This window comes from Demequina aurantiaca (assembly GCF_050598105.1).
Lineage (GTDB): Bacteria > Actinomycetota > Actinomycetes > Actinomycetales > Demequinaceae > Demequina > Demequina aurantiaca_A.
In genome coordinates this window covers 864217-880836 of the sequence record NZ_CP192436.1, presented here as the reverse complement: position 1 = coordinate 880836, position 16620 = coordinate 864217, and the positions used below count along the sequence as shown (strand labels likewise).

Annotated in this window: 9 protein-coding genes and 3 rRNA genes; 2 read left to right on the top strand and 10 right to left on the bottom strand. The window is 59.9% G+C overall.

Features of this window, described 5'->3' with window-relative positions; all coding sequences use genetic code 11:
• Positions 1-87: 87 nt before the first annotated feature.
• Together ACQU6B_RS03930 and ACQU6B_RS03925 are read left to right on the top strand one after the other, a co-directional pair.
• Positions 88-696, top strand: coding sequence for an RNA polymerase sigma factor (locus tag ACQU6B_RS03930; protein ID WP_430868742.1), 609 nt, complete (start codon positions 88-90; stop codon positions 694-696).
• Positions 693-1730, top strand: coding sequence for a hypothetical protein (locus ACQU6B_RS03925; protein ID WP_430868741.1), 1038 nt, complete (start codon positions 693-695; stop codon positions 1728-1730). The genes ACQU6B_RS03930 and ACQU6B_RS03925 overlap by 4 nt, the downstream gene beginning before the upstream one ends.
• Here ACQU6B_RS03925 and ACQU6B_RS03920 read toward each other — a convergent pair whose 3' ends face one another.
• The 10 genes from ACQU6B_RS03920 to ACQU6B_RS03875 form a co-directional block, all read right to left on the bottom strand.
• On the bottom strand, positions 1731-2339 hold the full coding sequence (locus ACQU6B_RS03920; RefSeq protein WP_430868740.1) for a M48 family metallopeptidase: 609 nt from the start codon (positions 2337-2339) through the stop codon (positions 1731-1733).
• Positions 2340-2360: 21 nt separating this feature from the next.
• A complete protein-coding gene (locus ACQU6B_RS03915) occupies positions 2361-3803 on the bottom strand; it encodes a tetratricopeptide repeat protein (RefSeq protein WP_430868739.1) in 1443 nt (480 codons plus the stop codon).
• 498 nt (positions 3804-4301) lie between these two features.
• Positions 4302-4418: ribosomal RNA gene (rrf, locus tag ACQU6B_RS03910) — 5S ribosomal RNA — on the bottom strand.
• 91 nt (positions 4419-4509) lie between these two features.
• Positions 4510-7611 (bottom strand): 23S ribosomal RNA (locus ACQU6B_RS03905).
• A 378-nt stretch (positions 7612-7989) separates the two neighbouring features.
• Positions 7990-9512, bottom strand: a 16S ribosomal RNA gene (locus ACQU6B_RS03900).
• The 16S, 23S and 5S rRNA genes sit together here, the layout of an rRNA operon.
• Before the next feature lie 691 nt (positions 9513-10203).
• On the bottom strand, positions 10204-10839 hold the full coding sequence (locus ACQU6B_RS03895; RefSeq protein ID WP_430868738.1) for an NADPH-dependent F420 reductase: 636 nt from the start codon (positions 10837-10839) through the stop codon (positions 10204-10206).
• Between the two features lie 125 nt (positions 10840-10964).
• Entirely contained in the window at positions 10965-11858 is an 894-nt protein-coding gene (locus ACQU6B_RS03890) for an alpha/beta fold hydrolase (protein WP_430868737.1), read from the bottom strand.
• A 90-nt stretch (positions 11859-11948) separates the two neighbouring features.
• Positions 11949-13049 carry a branched-chain amino acid aminotransferase gene (locus ACQU6B_RS03885; RefSeq protein ID WP_430868736.1) on the bottom strand — a complete coding sequence of 367 codons (1101 nt, stop codon included), beginning with the start codon at positions 13047-13049 and terminating at the stop codon, positions 11949-11951.
• A 49-nt stretch (positions 13050-13098) separates the two neighbouring features.
• On the bottom strand, positions 13099-16194 hold the full coding sequence (locus ACQU6B_RS03880; RefSeq protein ID WP_430868735.1) for a DEAD/DEAH box helicase: 3096 nt from the start codon (positions 16192-16194) through the stop codon (positions 13099-13101).
• Positions 16184-16591, bottom strand: a complete 408-nt coding sequence (locus tag ACQU6B_RS03875; protein ID WP_430868734.1) for a (deoxy)nucleoside triphosphate pyrophosphohydrolase — start codon at positions 16589-16591, stop codon at positions 16184-16186. Before ACQU6B_RS03875 ends, ACQU6B_RS03880 begins: the two co-directional genes overlap by 11 nt.
• Positions 16592-16620 lie beyond the last annotated feature (29 nt).

The window sequence follows — 16620 nt, the reverse complement described above, 5'->3', positions numbered from 1 at the left end:
CGGCACAAGAAATACCCCCGCACTTCTTGCCGCACATGCGTATGACCTAGTGACACCATGAATGGACGCTGACGAAGGGACGGGCGCGTGAGCATTTGGGCCGACACGTTGGACACGCTGGTACGCGAACGCGGCTCAGCACTGTTCGGCTACGCCTACGTCCTCACAGGCAACCGCCACGCGGCCGATGACCTAGTTCAAGATGCGCTCATACGCACCTTCCGTAAGGGTCGCGGCGACATGCCGCTCAATGCGGCCCACGCGTATGTGAAGCGCGCCATGCTGACCGCGTTCATCGACGGCGGCCGGCGCGCGAAAGCACGTCCCTCGACCGTGCCTCACGAGGTAGCGGCGGCCGATGCGGGTGCAGGGACACGACGATCCCGCGCAGCTGGCCTCGCGCAGATCGAGCCAGACCAATTCGCCGCGACCGATGCCCGGTTGGACCTCTACAGAGCGATCATCACGCTGCCCCCACGCCAACGCGCCTGCCTCGTCATGCGTTATGTCGATGGACTCAACGCCGCGTCTATCGCGAGGGAACTCGGCCTGGCGCCAGGCACCGTCCGCAAGTACCTCAGCGAGGCCGTCGTGACTCTCAGGGCACGCGCACCCGAATGGGCACATGACCACGATGACGTGGTCGACGGCGGTGCGGATATGACCGAGGTTGAGCAGACGGGAGCACAGCGATGACCTACATCAATGAACCGGCGAGCATCGGATCAGCGCTCGACGGGGCCCTCGAGCAGGGCGCCGCGCAGTACCAAGCTTCCGACCTGAACCAGCTCGGCGCCCAACAGTCCGAGCCCGGCGGGGCGCCAGCAACCATCAAGCGACGTGTTCGCCATGCGCGAGCCCGGCGCGCCATCGGTCAGGGGGTGGCAGGCGTCGTCGCTATCGGAGTGATCGGTTGGGGCATCACCACATTGGATTCCTCAGACTTCTCCCCCACTCCAGCCGCGCCGAGTGAAAGCGCAGGCGAATCGGCGTCCGACCCCAGTGCCGAGGCGTCCTCCACAGTGGAGTCAGAGCTGCCGCCACTAACCGCGGCGGACCTGATCGCGACGGCCCGTCCCCGCAGCATCGATGAGCCGAACCGTAATCTCGCGGAACCGGCACTGATCTGCGAGTGGCCGGACGGAGACAACCCACGAACGTTGCCCGAGCCGGAGCTCCCCGGCGACAGGATTGTGGCGTCGGAGTGCGAAACCGTGTGGGTTGGCGACTCTCGATTCGTTAACGAGGCTTCATACTTCTCCGCCGCCCTGGAAGACGACGGAACAACAGTGACGGTCTACTGGGAGCTGATGAACTCGGCGGACCAACCGTTGACCGTGGACCGCGCCTCGATAGCGGTGCTGCTGGAGGAGGGGCCTAGCGATGCCGCTCCAACACCAGGTAAGTCGGTTCCGGAGGTATCGGGGCTCACCGCCACCTCCGATACCTTCTGGGTCGACGACAGCCATCGGCTGACGGTGTCGGGAAGCGAGGTCGATCTCGTCACCATCGCGCCTCATCGCTCGATCGAAGGCAGCACCGCCTTCACCGCCACGCTTGACGACGGCGAGGACTCGCTCGTCGATCGCATTGTTCGCGACAACATCTTTTTCACGCCCACCGCGACAGTTCGAGTAGCGCCGTTCGTATCGGACACCCGTGACCTATTGCTGCAATTTGGGCTCAGCAACTCCTCCATGACCGTCGGTAGAAGCGCCATGGAACCGTAGTCACCGACCGTTGAGCTCGGCCCGTTTTTCGCGCCACTCGGGGAGGTAGCGATCCATCACGGCGTAGAAACGCTTGGAGTGATTCGCCTCGTAAAGATGAGCGAGCTCGTGGACGATCACGTACTCGAGGAGCTCGGGGTCGCGTCTGCCAAGTTCCAAACTGAGGGTGATGTGGCGCTTCACCGAGTTGCAGGTTCCCCAGCGTGAGGTCATGCGCCGCAGAGTGAACGTGGGCACCTCGAGTTCCATACGGTCCGCCCAGTAGGCCAAAAGCGGTGGCACCGACCCACGCATTTCCGCACGCAAGCGCTCAGCCTTCGGACCAGCGGAGAGCGGTGCGGGCAAGTCCTGCGCCAGTTTCTGCTGCTGCCGGATCCAATCCACCCTGCTCACCACGAAGGCGTGAATATCTCGTTGCTTCGCGTACGTGGGCGCGCTGACATGCACGGTGCCGAGCGGCGCCTTGACCCTCATGCGAAGGTGCTTCATGCGCTTGCGCGTGACTGTGTACTCGGGGAACGGAAGTTGCTGCAACAGGGGCGTGCCAGAGCCGTCAGGATCAAAACGCGGGGTGTCTACCGCGTTGGCGTCTGACGGTTCAGGACTCATAGTGCGTCCAGGATAAGTCCCTTAGTCGCGAGGCTCCGCGTTTTCCACAGGCGTCTCGTCGACACCCTCAACATCCGCCACAACCGCGCCTGTCTCCTCTGCGTCCAAAACGACGTCGCCGTCGGCCTTCTCCTCATCGCCTCCATCTACCACAGGGTCAACATCCGCTCCCGGGTCCGAGTCGAGAGCCAGCTCCGGCTCTTCGGGTTCGGGGAGTTCTTCGGTGTCGTAGAGGTAGATTTCGTCGGCCCAGGTGGGGTCGTCGTTGTTGGTGGTGGGGGTGGTGGTGTTTTGGAGGGTGTTGGCTTCTTTGTCGCGTCCGAGTTTGTGCAGGATGGTGATTTTGGCTTCGTTGATGCGGTTTTGGGATTCGGGGTTTTTGGTGGTGAGGCGGTTCAGGGTCAGGAGGGCTGCTTCGAGGTTTCCCATGTCGGTGCGGGCGCCCGCGATGACGATCTGTAGTTCGATGGTGGTGTCGGGGTCGAGTGTTTTCGCTTCTGGCTCTTGGGCTAGTGCGATGGCGCGTTCTGGGCGTCCGAGTCCGCGTTCGCAGTCGGCCATGAGGGGGAGGTGTTCGGAGGAGCCGTTCAGGCGTCGGACGGTGCGGAACTCGCGCAAAGCGTCGGCGTAGTGGCCGGAGGCGTAGGCGGTCAGTGCTGCGGCTTCGCGCACGATGTCGACGCGTCCTCCGCGGGCGACGGCTACTTGGGCGTGTTGGTAGGCGCGTTCGGGGTCGATGTCGATGAGGCGGCCGGCCATGATGAGGTGGCGGGCGACGTCTTCGGCGTTGTCTTTAGACAAGGTGCGCAGGCGTGCGCGGGCGGGCTTGTCCAACAGGTCGAACGTGACCTCGTCGGGGATCTCGGGGGCAACAATGGGGGTTTTGCGCACCAGGCCTTCATTGCGTGCCGGGCGGTCCTCCTCCACGTTGGAAGCTCCACCCTTACCCAAATAGCCGCTGCGGGGTGCTGCGCCACGAGCGTTCGCAGGGTTGCCCTGATAACCCGACTTCGCGGGACCGCCGGCTGCACCGCGAGCGTTCGCGGGGTTGCCTTGGTAACCCGACTTTGCCGGGCGATCAGCTGAACTGCCACGAGCGTTTTCGGGACGTCCTTGATAACCACCGGTGCTACCGGCGCCGCCACGAGAGTTCTCCGGTCGACCCTGGTATCCACCCGCGCTGCCGGAGCCGCCCCGGGCGTTCGCGGGGTTGCCCTGGTAACCGGACTTCGCGGGGCGATCGGTTGCGCCCCGGGCGTTTTCGGGTCGGCCTTGGTAGCCGCCTTGTGTGCCACGAGAGTCGTTGCGAGAATCGTTGGTGCGCTCGTTCGAGGGCCGGCCCTGGTAGCCGCTGCCGCCGGTGTTGCCGGCGCCGCCGCGAGAGTTCTCGGGCTTGCCCTGGTAACCGCCGGTCGCCCCACGAGAGGTGTTTCCTCGATCGTTAGCGCCGGTGTTGCGTGACATGTCACGTCTGTTATTGGGGTGGCCTTTGTAGCCCCCTGCGCTAGAGGTGCGGGGGGCAGAGTTATCCGAAGTGGGAGAACTGTTCAGTGGACGCGTTGTCGAGCTGTCATTGCTGCTGGATCGCTTGTCGCGACCACCGCTGTCACCACCAGTGGTGCCACCACGAGTGGTGTTGCTCTGGTTGCCACCGTCGCCTCCGCTGTTGTTGCGGGTGGGTCGGGTGTAGCTGGTGGTTTTGGGGGTGCGATCCGGCGCGGCGGTATCGGAGCGTGGCGTGGTGCCAGCGTTGTCGGAGTCCTTGTGGGGCTTTCCGTTGGCTGGGGGTCGAGTTTCCTCGGGTGCCATGATGCTCCGTCCGTGAAGTTTTCTCAATATGAGGCCTAGGGCGACACTGTCTTTTAGCGTAGCCGTGCCTCATGGACAGCCTCGCTCCCCCCGTTTTTGGTGGGGGAATGACGAAAGGCCGCCCAGCGTTGGGCGGCCTTTCGTGTAAAGGATGTCCCGCAACGACCTACTCTCCCACACCGTCACCAGTGCAGTACCATCGGCGCAGGGAGGCTTAGCTTCCGGGTTCGGAATGGAGCCGGGCGTTTCCCTCCCGCTATGGTTGCGGAAACTCTATGGAGATATCAATCTAGTTTCCTAGATTTTCGGTTTCCCGACCGTATCTCGGGAACCGCACAGTGGACGCGTAGCATAATTAAATGAAGTTAAGTTATTGGCCTATTAGTACCGGTCAGCTTCAAGGGTCTTTAGTCCCCTCTTCCACATCCGGCCTATCAACCCAGTGGTCTGCTGGGGGCCTTCAGGACCGAAGTCCATGGAAATCTCATCTTGAGACCGGCTTCCCGCTTAGATGCTTTCAGCGGTTATCCGTTCCAAACGTAGCCAACCAGCCGTGCTCCTGGCGGAACAACTGGCACACCAGAGGTTTGTCCATCCCGGTCCTCTCGTACTAGGGACAGATTCTCTCAAATTTCCTGCGCGCGCAGCGGATAGGGACCGAACTGTCTCACGACGTTCTAAACCCAGCTCGCGTACCGCTTTAATGGGCGAACAGCCCAACCCTTGGGACCAACTCCAGCCCCAGGATGCGACGAGCCGACATCGAGGTGCCAAACCATGCCGTCGATATGGACTCTTGGGCAGGATCAGCCTGTTATCCCCGGGGTACCTTTTATCCGTTGAGCGCTGGCGCTTCCACATGCCACCAGCGGGTCACTAGTTCCGACTTTCGTCCCTGCTCGACCTGTCAGTCTCACAGTCAAGCTCCCTTGTACACTTGCACTCGCCACCTGATTGCCAACCAGGCTGAGGGAACCTTTGAGCGCCTCCGTTACTTTTTGGGAGGCAACCGCCCCAGTTAAACTACCCACCAGGCACTGTCCCTGATCCGGATTACGGACCGAGGTTAGATATCTAGAATGATCAGAGTGGTATTTCAACAATGACTCCACTAATACTGGCGTATCAGCTTCAAAGTCTCCCACCTATCCTACACAAACCACACCAAATACCAATACCAAGCTATAGTAAAGGTCCCGGGGTCTTTCCGTCCTGCTGCGCGTAACGAGCATCTTTACTCGTAATGCAATTTCGCCGAGTTCGCGGTTGAGACAGCAGAGAAGTCGTTACGCCATTCGTGCAGGTCGGAACTTACCCGACAAGGAATTTCGCTACCTTAGGATGGTTATAGTTACCACCGCCGTTTACTGGGGCTTAAATTCTGAGCTTCGCCTTGCGGCTAACCCTTCCTCTTAACCTTCCAGCACCGGGCAGGCGTCAGTCCGTATACATCGTCTTGCGACTTCGCACGGACCTGTGTTTTTAGTAAACAGTCGCTTCTCTCTGGTCTCTGCGGCCTTCGAACGCTCAGGAAGCAAGTTCCTTCACGCCTCAGGCCCCCCTTCTCCCGAAGTTACGGGGGCATTTTGCCGAGTTCCTTAACCACGATTATCTCGATCGCCTTAGTATTCTCTACCTGATCACCTGAGTCGGTTTGGGGTACGGGCGGCTAGAACCTCGCGCCGAGGTTTTTCTTGGCAGCATAGGATCACCGATTTCCAGCTATTGCTGTCATCATCAGGTCTCAGGCTATGTGAGTCGCGGATTTGCCTACGACTCGCCCTACACCCTTAAACGTGGTCTACCATCGCCACGCTCGGCTACCTTCCTGCGTCACCTCTGTTAATACGCTTGCTTACTACAGACTCGGGTTACGCGTTCCACAGACATTCCCCCGAAGGGTTCAGCTGCTTCAGGCGCTTAGCATTATCTGATTCTGCATGGGCGGTTCTTCGCCGGTACGGGAATATCAACCCGTTGTCCATCGACTACGCCTGTCGGCCTCGCCTTAGGTCCCGACTTACCCAGGGCGGATTAACCTGGCCCTGGAACCCTTGATCATTCGGCGGACGGGTTTCTCACCCGTCTTTCGCTACTCATGCCTGCATTCTCACTCGTGTAGCGTCCACCGCTGGGTCACCCCGCGACTTCACTCGCTACACGACGCTCCCCTACCCATCCATACGCTTGGACCCCTAAGGGCCATGCTGATGTATAAATGACACAACTTCGGTGGTGTACTTGAGCCCCGCTACATTGTCGGCGCGGAATCACTTGACCAGTGAGCTATTACGCACTCTTTCAAGGGTGGCTGCTTCTAAGCCAACCTCCTGGTTGTCTGGGCAACTCCACATCCTTTCCCACTTAGTACACGCTTTGGGACCTTAGTTGGTGCTCTGGGCTGTTTCCCTCTCGACTATGAAGCTTATCCCCCACAGTCTCACTGCTGCGCTCTCACTTACCGGCATTCGGAGTTTGGCTGACGTCAGTAACCTGGTGAGGCCCATTAGCCATCCAGTAGCTCTACCTCCGGTAAGAAACACGCAACGCTGCACCTAAATGCATTTCGGGGAGAACCAGCTATAACGAAGTTTGATTGGCCTTTCACCCCTATCCACAGCTCATCCCCTCCATTTTCAACTGAAGTGGGTTCGGTCCTCCACGCGGTCTTACCCGCGCTTCAACCTGGCCATGGATAGATCACTTCGCTTCGGGTCTAGAGCATGCGACTCAAACGCCCTATTCGGACTCGCTTTCGCTACGGCTTCCCCACACGGGTTAACCTTGCCACATACCACTAACTCGCAGGCTCATTCTTCAAAAGGCACGCTGTCACCCCTGCTAGGGAGGCTCCAACGGATTGTAAGCACACGGTTTCAGGTACTATTTCACTCCCCTCTCGGGGTACTTTTCACCTTTCCCTCACGGTACTGATTCACTATCGGTCTGTAGGTAGTATTTAGGCTTACGAAGTGGTCTTCGCGGATTCACACGGGATTTCTCGGGCCCCGTGCTACTTGGGATGACTCTCAGGAGTCTACGAAATTTCGTCTACGGGGGTTACACCCTCTATGCCGGGCCTTTCAATGCCCTTCGACTATCACGCAGATTTTTGACTCCTTGGTAGATCGGCAGATCCACCTGAAAGGTCCCACAACACCGCTAACGCAACGCCTGCCGGCTATCACACGCTAACGGTTTGGCCTTTTCCGCTTTCGCTCGCCACTACTCACGGAATATCTCTTCCTGTCGGTACTGAGATGTTTCACTTCCCGACGTTCCCTCTACTCGCCCTATGTGTTCAGGCGAGAGTCACTGGACATGACTCCAGCGGGGTTTCCCCATTCGGACATCCTCGGATCAAAGCTTGTTTGCCAGCTCCCCGAGGCTTTTCGCAGGCTACAACGTCCTTCTTCGGCTCCTACAGCCAAGGCATTCACCATGTGCTCTTAAAAACTTAACTTACATTCGAATTTGCATTCAAATTTAAAGATGCTCGCGTCCACTGTGCAGTTCTCAAGGTACGGGCGGTCCTACCTTCATTCGACGCCTACCTCACGCAGCAATAATGCAGCTTCGAGGTGGTTCATCCGAATCCGATAGTCCGTCCAGCCTGTCTTTCGACTGGCCTGAGTTTCGTAGCTTTCGCCCGATCCCTCAGGACCCAACAGTGTGCCATGCAGTCACTACCCAGAGCCTCAACCGTTCCAACCCGAAGGTGTACTAAGCGAAACTCTCTCGAGCAGCTGCCATAGTCGATGTTCCATCCATGAGCACTCGCCGCTCTACATTGAGAACGAAACGAGTTCCTGGACACCCGAGGGTGCCAAGTGCTCCTTAGAAAGGAGGTGATCCAGCCGCACCTTCCGGTACGGCTACCTTGTTACGACTTAGTCCCAATCGCCAATCCCACCTTAGACAACTCCCTCCCTTACGGGTTAGGCCGTTGGCTTCGGGTGTTACCGACTTTCGTGACTTGACGGGCGGTGTGTACAAGGCCCGGGAACGTATTCACCGCAGCGTTGCTGATCTGCGATTACTAGCGACTCCAACTTCATGAGGTCGAGTTGCAGACCTCAATCCGAACTGAGACCGGCTTTTTGGGATTCGCTCCACCTTACGGTATCGCAGCCCTTTGTACCGGCCATTGTAGCATGCGTGAAGCCCAAGACATAAGGGGCATGATGATTTGACGTCATCCCCACCTTCCTCCGAGTTGACCCCGGCAGTCTCCTATGAGTCCCCACCATAACGTGCTGGCAACATAGAACGAGGGTTGCGCTCGTTGCGGGACTTAACCCAACATCTCACGACACGAGCTGACGACAACCATGCACCACCTGTATACAGCCCCGAAGGACTCCCTATCTCTAGGGATAAACCGTATATGTCAAGCCTTGGTAAGGTTCTTCGCGTTGCATCGAATTAATCCGCATGCTCCGCCGCTTGTGCGGGCCCCCGTCAATTCCTTTGAGTTTTAGCCTTGCGGCCGTACTCCCCAGGCGGGGCACTTAATGCGTTAGCTGCGACGCGGAACTCATGGAAAGAGCCCCACATCTAGTGCCCACCGTTTACGGCATGGACTACCAGGGTATCTAATCCTGTTCGCTCCCCATGCTTTCGCTCCTCAGCGTCAGTTATGGCCCAGAGACCTGCCTTCGCCATTGGTGTTCCTCCTGATATCTGCGCATTCCACCGCTACACCAGGAATTCCAGTCTCCCCTACCATACTCTAGTCTGCCCGTACCCACTGCAGATCCGAGGTTGAGCCTCGGACTTTCACAGCAGACGCGACAAACCGCCTACGAGCTCTTTACGCCCAATAATTCCGGACAACGCTTGCGCCCTACGTATTACCGCGGCTGCTGGCACGTAGTTAGCCGGCGCTTCTTCTGTAGGTACCGTCACTTTCGCTTCTTCCCTACTGAAAGGGGTTTACAACCCGAAGGCCTTCATCCCCCACGCGGCGTCGCTGCATCAGGCTTTCGCCCATTGTGCAATATTCCCCACTGCTGCCTCCCGTAGGAGTCTGGACCGTGTCTCAGTTCCAGTGTGGCCGGTCGCCCTCTCAGGCCGGCTACCCGTCGTCGCCTTGGTGAGCCATTACCTCACCAACAAGCTGATAGGCCGCGAGTCCATCCCAGACCGAAAAACTTTCCAGACAATGACCATGCGGTCTCGTCTCGTATCCGGTATTAGACCTCGTTTCCAAGGCTTATCCCAGAGTCTGGGGCAGGTTACTCACGTGTTACTCACCCGTTCGCCACTGATCAAGAGGAGCAAGCTCCTCTGTCACCGTTCGACTTGCATGTGTTAAGCACGCCGCCAGCGTTCGTCCTGAGCCAGGATCAAACTCTCCGTTAATGTTTAATAGCAACCCGCCGAAGCGGTTCACAGACAAACGAAGTGGTTCCGAAGAACCGTTTAATCTCTAGCAAATTACAAATGTCACTGACATTCATTTCTTTACCAAAGGTATTCAGCATCACACCCACCAGAACCGAAGGTCCTAATCAATGCAACACCAAACAATTTGGCATCGACTTATGTGGCACACTGTTGAGTTCTCAAGTTTCGGACGCGCACCTCCACACACTCTTCCGAGTCTGTTTTGGGGCAACCCTTCTATCTTACACCCTTTATTCCTCGCTGTCAACTTACCGATTCGGCATGTTCACAACTTGGGGGCTTCACTACCTTACATCACTCCGGGCACGTTAGCGACCGGCGTTTTGTTTCGGAGGAGTCTCTACCTTACATCAGATTGGGCACCTAAAGTGACCAATTTTCTGTTCTGGAGGGAGTCTCTGCCTCGCTTCGCTTTGACCACTTTCGTGACCAACGCTTGCTTGGCAAGAGCCATAACAATACATGAATCCGGAGCGGCTGTTGACCACCTTCGGCGCCCCCTTTGAGAACCTCCTGGGCGCCGCGTTCCCACTAGGTTAACGGCACTTCGCCACCCCACTCCGGCACTACCCGGGAACAAGGTCGCGCGCCCACCACGACCCGGGAGGGAGCCGTCGTGGGCGCGCGAAGTTAGTTGCTTCTCGGGCTAGCGAACGGCCTCGGCTACTCGCATGACCAGCTCGTCGGCGTTGGACCGCACCACATACGCGGGACGGTCACGCTCGACACGCCAGCTGTCGGCCAAGGAACCGACGTCGACGCCATCGAACCCGAACTCGTCCAGCAGCGCGATGACGCGCGCCTTACCCTCGGCATCGTCCCCTGCGACGGGCAGGGCGCGGCGGTCCTCGGAACCTGCGGGAGTGCCATCGGACGGGATGTCCTTGGCTGGGATGTTGTTGAACGCCTTCACCACGGTGGACTCGGGGAGGTGCTCCTGGAGCATCAGCGCCGTCGTGGTCTCGCCGTTGTCGAGAGCGGGAATCTGTCCGTCACGCTCGAAGTAGTAGTTGTTCGCGTCGATGACCAGCTTGCCCTTGAGTGGCTCCACCGGTACCTCGCGGTAGTTCTTAAGCGGGACGGCGACCAATACAAAGTCGCCGGCCTCCGCAGCACCCTCCGCCGTAGCCGGGGTGGCCTTCGCGCCCAACTCGTCGATCAGGTCTCCGAGCGTCTCCGGCCCGCGTGAGTTGCTGATCACCACGTCGTAGCCCTTAGCGATCGCCGCCTTCGCGACGTTCGAGCCAATGTTGCCTGCACCAATAATTCCTATAGTTGTCATGCCACCGTCAACCATCGGGGCGGCCCGCCCATTCCGGCGCCGGAGCTCATTCCGCCGCAAGCACAACACGTCACTTCCAGCGGCCGATGCTGCCGTTGGCTACGGAGCCCGGCTAAGGCGTCCGACTACTTCTGCCCCGCCGCCATGGACTGAGCTACCCAAGCCAGGGCGTCCTCAGCTGCCTCCAACACGGTGATGTGGCCCGCATCTTCGCGCAGCCACAACTGCGACCCCGGTACGTGCGCCCCCAGCCACCGCGCATTTGCGACGGGAACCAGCCGATCGTCGACGCCGTGCACGATCAGCGTCGGCACGCGGATGTCCGCGACGTCGAATCCCCAGTCGCTCGCCGCCGCGAGCTCGTCATCCACGAAGGGGCCATCGCCGTTCGCGTTGCCGAGTGTCACCACGTGGTTGAACCAATTCCACTTGCCGCCCAGCGCAGCCTGGTCCGAGGCAGTGAAGAACGCGTCCATGTCGAACTCGGCCAACTCGTCGCCGGTGACGAGCGCCGCCCGCCCGGCCGTCGCCTCCTGCCTGACCACAGCATCGTCCGACCGTAAACCCTCAACAATCCTCAGCTTCTCCGCGCGCTTTGGGCCCTCGTCCGTCGACGGAGCGAGGCCGGCGATCGACACCACGGCGCCCACGCGATCGGGCAGCAGCGCGGCGCAAGCCAATGCGTGCGCTCCCCCACCCGAATGCCCCATGACGGCGAAGCGTCCGAAGCCAAGCGCATCGGCCACCGCCTCTACGTCCCGCGCGGCGGACGCAATGTCGCGCCCCAAAAACTCTGCTGACCCGCCGTACCCTGGCCGGTCATACCCCAACCAGCCGATGCCGTGGCCGGCCGCGGCGTCATACAGCGGCACGGGTGGCTCGCCCACATTTGGCGACCCGTGCAGCCAAATCAGGGGGATGGGAGAGGCGACCCCGGCATCGTCCGCCGCCTGTGCGTCCGCAACGTAATACTGGAGCGCGCGACCACTGGGGCCCTCGGTGGAGTGCGTCGTGAACATGCCTCGAGCGTATCCACGTGGCCCGACGTTCGCGCGGTTGCCAGAGGTCGCGCCTCCGACATCGCCCGGCAGCTCTTTCGCCAGGCGGGCTTAGCCGACGCGCCGCATCCATCCGTGCGTGTCCTCGGCGCGGCCGTAGTAGATGTCCGTGAGTGTCTGGCGGATGCCCATGGTGACTGGCCCTGCTGAGCCGTCGCCCACGACCACGTCGAAGTCTGGGGACTTGAGGCTGCCCAACGGCGTGACGACCGCGGCCGTGCCGCACGCGAACACCTCGGCGACCTCGCCCGTCTCGATTCCCGCTCGCAGCTCCTCGAGCGTCACGTCGCGCTCCACAACCTCGCGGCCGGACTCCTGAAGCAGCGTGATGACCGATGACCGGGTCACGCCCTCGAGGATGGTGCCGGTCAGGCGCGGGGTGAGCACGGATCCGTCGCGGCGCACGGCGAACACGTTCATGCCGCCGAGCTCCTCTATGTATTTGTCCTCGCGCGCGTCCAGGAACAGCACCTGCTGGCAGCCGTTGTCCTGCGCCTGCTGCTGCGGCAGGAGGCTCGCGGCGTAGTTGCCGGCGCTCTTGGCGGTGCCGGTGCCGCCGGGGCCCGCGCGGTGATATCCCTGCGCCACCCAGATGGAGACGGGCTTCACGCCGTCGGGGAAGTACGCGCCCACGGGGCAGGCCATCACCAGGAACTCGACCTCGTGCGAGGCACGCACGTTCAGCGTCGGCTCGGTGCCTATAAGAAGGGGGCGCAGGTACAGGCTCGACTCCGGCGCGGTGGGCACCCACGCGCGGTCCGCGTTCACAAGGGCGTCGATCGCGGCGAGGAAGTCCTCTTCAGGGACCGCCGGCAAGGCCATACGGGCGGCCGATGCTGCCAAACGGGCGGCGTTCGCCTGCGGGCGGAACAGCCACAGCGAGCCGTCGGCGTGGGTGTAGACCTTGAGCCCCTCGAACGCCTGCTGCCCGTAATGCAGAATGGTGGCGCCCGGGTGGAGAGCCAGGTCCCGCATGGGCTCGATGCGCCGGTCGTGCCAGCCGTCCGCCTGCGTCCATGTGATGCGCGCGAGGTGGTCGGTGAAGACCTGGCCGAACGCGGGCGCTGCCATGGCGGCGGCGCGCTCCTCGTCCGTGGCTGCGGCGGGGTTGAGGCTGACCTCGAAGGAGCGGGGGGATGTGGCGCTGTCCATTGCTTCAGCCTAGTGGCACGTGTTCGCGAACTTTCAGCGCCCCTTGCTTTTAAACAGCAACAGAGACGACAGGGTGGAAGTAGTCATAGACGCCCTGCTCAATCGGCTCGGTGAAGTGCAAGTCCATCCGAACAACACTCACGAGCTTGCCGCTATCGTCAAGCATCTGAGTCTGTTCAGCATCGCGCGAAACTGCTTCGCCCAAATAGAAGTGGCCGCTGCCTTCAGCGTCGTCCTTCTTAGCAAAGACGTGGATTGCCACCTTGTTTTCCGCAATCATTGCTTCCTGGGCGCCCCGCAGCGTTCGTTTCGACTTGGTGAACCATCGCATCGTCGACCGGTCCAGCAACGCATCCTCGTAGGCGGTGCTCGCGGACACGTCCTCTGACTTATCGTGGGTCACGAAGATTGGACAGGTCATCGTCGCCGCATCCACCTTGTATCCGTAGACGATCGACGCCATATTGCTTTCCCACCCCAGCAACCGGCAGGCATCCTTCCTCGAGTACTGTCTGCCTGGCGTGAACGGGCGGTGGGAGTCGTACCGTTGATCCACCAACGTCAACCCGGTATCAAGCAAATCCTCCACGGCGGTTGCAAACGCCCTGTTCTCGCGCATCCATCGGGCGAACTCTGGCGCAAGCGCGAATCCTTCGCCCGAGGCAACGATCACCCCGTCTCCGTACCGCTTCTGCTCCTGCTTGGTATAGAAGTCCATCTGGAAAGATCGCGCCGCGCTCATCACCGCCGCCGCCGGAGCATTGGCCCCGCCCAAACCCAGTTTCGCCTCTAGTTGCTGGCTTGAGGACTCACCCACGTTGATGAGCTCGCGAAGTAGCTTCAGCTCCAGCGGCCGCTTTGCCGACAGCACCTCGTTTGAGAGCAGACTCAACGCCCTCAATTGGGCTTCGCTTAGCCCGTGATCGACCTTAAACAGCTTTGAGATGAGCGCGGGATAACTACCGACCTTGGTTGCAAGGATCAGCGGATCGACCGACTCGAACCGAAGGAAATCGCTTAACGAAGGTAGCGTGCCGAGTCGATTCCTCAGCATCTCAATCGCAGATTTGAGGTGCGCGAGGCTATCAAGCTTGTTCACCGCAATCGAGCTCAGAACTCTTGCCTGCGCAACGCGATCGAATCGCACGCTCGATAGTCCTGGAAGTACGCCGACCTCCTCGGCATCGATGAGGCTCTTCCGCAGCGATTCCTTGTTCAGCGACTCGTCACCGAAAAGCGCCACAGGAATCAAGTAGTTGTTCGCGTAGTTGCCGATGAAATCGATGACGACCAAATACTCCTTGCCGTCATGCTTACGGAGCCCGCGGCCCAACTGCTGCACGAAGACGATGCTCGACTGGGTTTGACGGAGCATCACCACTTGATTGATGGACGGAATATCGACGCCCTCGTTGAATACGTCCACCGTCAGTACGTAGTCGAGCTCGCCGGCTTCAAGTCGGGACACGACACGTTCGCGCTCGTCAATCGAGTCGTCCCCGGTAAGCGCGACAGTCCGTAGCAACCGACCCCGGAGGGTCGAGCCATTGAGCGCCCTCGAGAGAGCATGCGCCTCTAGTTTGCGGCTACAGAAGATCAGTCCCCGCGGTTCGACCCCGGCCTGCGTGTAGGTGTCGAGCGCTGACAATATGTGGTTGACGCGCACCCGCGAAGCAAGTTCCCCGAGGTCCGTTTCAACGTTCGTGGTCGTGCCATCGTCGAATTCGACATCCGCGACGCCGTAGTAGTGGAAGGGCGCGAGCATGCCGCTTTCAAGGGCTTTGCTCAACCTGATTTCGTACGGAACGTTGAAGTCGAAGAGTTCAAAGACATTGAATCCGTCCGGTCGCTCAGGCGTAGCGGTCATTCCAAGAAGGAACGCGGGCTCGAAATGCCCGAGCACACGTTCGTATGACGGGGCTCCAGCTCGGTGAACCTCGTCGATAAGCACGTAGTCGAAAGCGTCCGGCTCGAGCCTCGCCAGTACATCGGGGCGCGACAGAGTTTGTACCGTCGCGAACACGTAGCGCGTGTGGCGAGACTTTGAGCCACCGGTGAGTTTTCCGAACTCAGAAGCAGGAGCACCTAGAACTCGCTTGAACTCAGCAATGGCCTTATCGAGGATCTGCTCGCGATGGACGATGAAGAGCATCCGTTTGGGGTTTACTGCACGCACATCCAGCGCAGACAGGATGGTCTTCCCCGTGCCCGTAGCGGAGATAACGATGGCCTTGCGATCGCCATCGTTTCGCATAGTCGCGATAGCGTGCAACGCCTCCTGCTGCATGAGATTTGGCGTGATCCTCGTCGGTCGGTCGTTTTCCGGCGAGTCACCATCGAATCGGCCTGGAATTGCGTCGTGTTGCTCAGGCGCAGGCCAGTTGGATCCACTCGCGCGGACGGTTCCAGGCTCAACTCGATCTTGCTCTAGTTCGTGAGTGGATGGTTCTTGCCCGTTCCTGTTCAAAGGCACATGCGCTTCTAGGGGAACCGAATCGCGCCCCAACAGAATCGGGTCCACCAGTCGGGATGGCATCGAAGGTCGGTGCATGCGGGCTACATAATTGAGCGCATAGGCATCAATCCACTGCTGACTAAGTGGCGCCGAGTTTCGGCGTTGGTCCGCGGCCAACTCCAGTAGCTGGTCGGCGAGGTCACTTCCTCTCGCAGCCGAAACTTTGAGATTCCATTCGTGATTCTTGACCAGGGCGCTCTCGGTCAGGTTCGAGCTACCTAGGATCGCGGTGACTGTGTCCTCGTACTCGAAAATGTATCCCTTGGGATGGAACGCAGTCTGAGAATGTAAACGCGAGTCGATGCCGAGATTCGTAAGCGCATGAATCTCAGAAAATGCTTCAGGTGAATTGAATCCCAAATAGTCCGACGTGACGATGGTGCCCTTGCCGGCAAAATCCACGAACTCCTGCTTGAGCAACGCAATCGCCCGCGGCGAGACGAATGCAACCGAAAACGAGAATGAGTCACATCGCTTGAGCTCTTCACGAAGAGTCCTAAGCATTGAGCCCGAGCCGGTGTTGAGTACAACCTCGGGGTTGAATTTGCGCTTAGATTTCGCCCTGCTATCGAGAAATCCGAAACGCACGTCGCCCTCGATGAGCCCAGAGAAGTAGTCCTCAACTGACAACAGGAACTCCCTCAGTCACGATACGCGCGACGGCGGGGAGATCCGCCGGCGCCCAGTCGAGAGCAGGGAGATCAGCGGGCGGTAGCCAACGCACGTCTGCATGCTCGGTGAACCGCGGCGCACCAGATACTAGTTCGCAGAAAAAAGTGGTCAGGATGACGGTGCCGAAGTCGTAATCGTAGGAAGTTGTCTCAAGCTCGGAGCCTACGGAGACAACGCACTGGAGCTCCTCGGTGATCTCGCGGACGAGTGCGTCGCGAGCAGTTTCACCAGGCTCGACCTTTCCGCCGGGAAACTCCCACAAGCCCGCCAAGGAGCTCTCTGCACCTCGCTGCGCGCACAGAACCTTGCCGTCTCGCACGATTACTGCTCCAACGACCTCAATAAGCTTCGCCACGTGCCCTCCTCAGCATCACCCGCAGCTTA

Bases quoted from the DNA above. Each gene is read 5' to 3' on its own strand.
- ACQU6B_RS03890 (WP_430868737.1), bottom strand. From the start codon at position 11,858: ATGTTCACGACGCACTCCACCGAGGGCCCCAGTGGTCGCGCGCTCCAG.
- ACQU6B_RS03895 (WP_430868738.1), bottom strand. From the start codon at position 10,839: ATGACAACTATAGGAATTATTGGTGCAGGCAACATTGGCTCGAACGTC.
- ACQU6B_RS03920 (WP_430868740.1), bottom strand. From the start codon at position 2,339: ATGAGTCCTGAACCGTCAGACGCCAACGCGGTAGACACCCCGCGTTTT.
- ACQU6B_RS03885 (WP_430868736.1), bottom strand. From the start codon at position 13,049: ATGGACAGCGCCACATCCCCCCGCTCCTTCGAGGTCAGCCTCAACCCC.
- ACQU6B_RS03915 (WP_430868739.1), bottom strand. From the start codon at position 3,803: ATGTCACGCAACACCGGCGCTAACGATCGAGGAAACACCTCTCGTGGG.
- ACQU6B_RS03925 (WP_430868741.1), top strand. From the start codon at position 693: ATGACCTACATCAATGAACCGGCGAGCATCGGATCAGCGCTCGACGGG.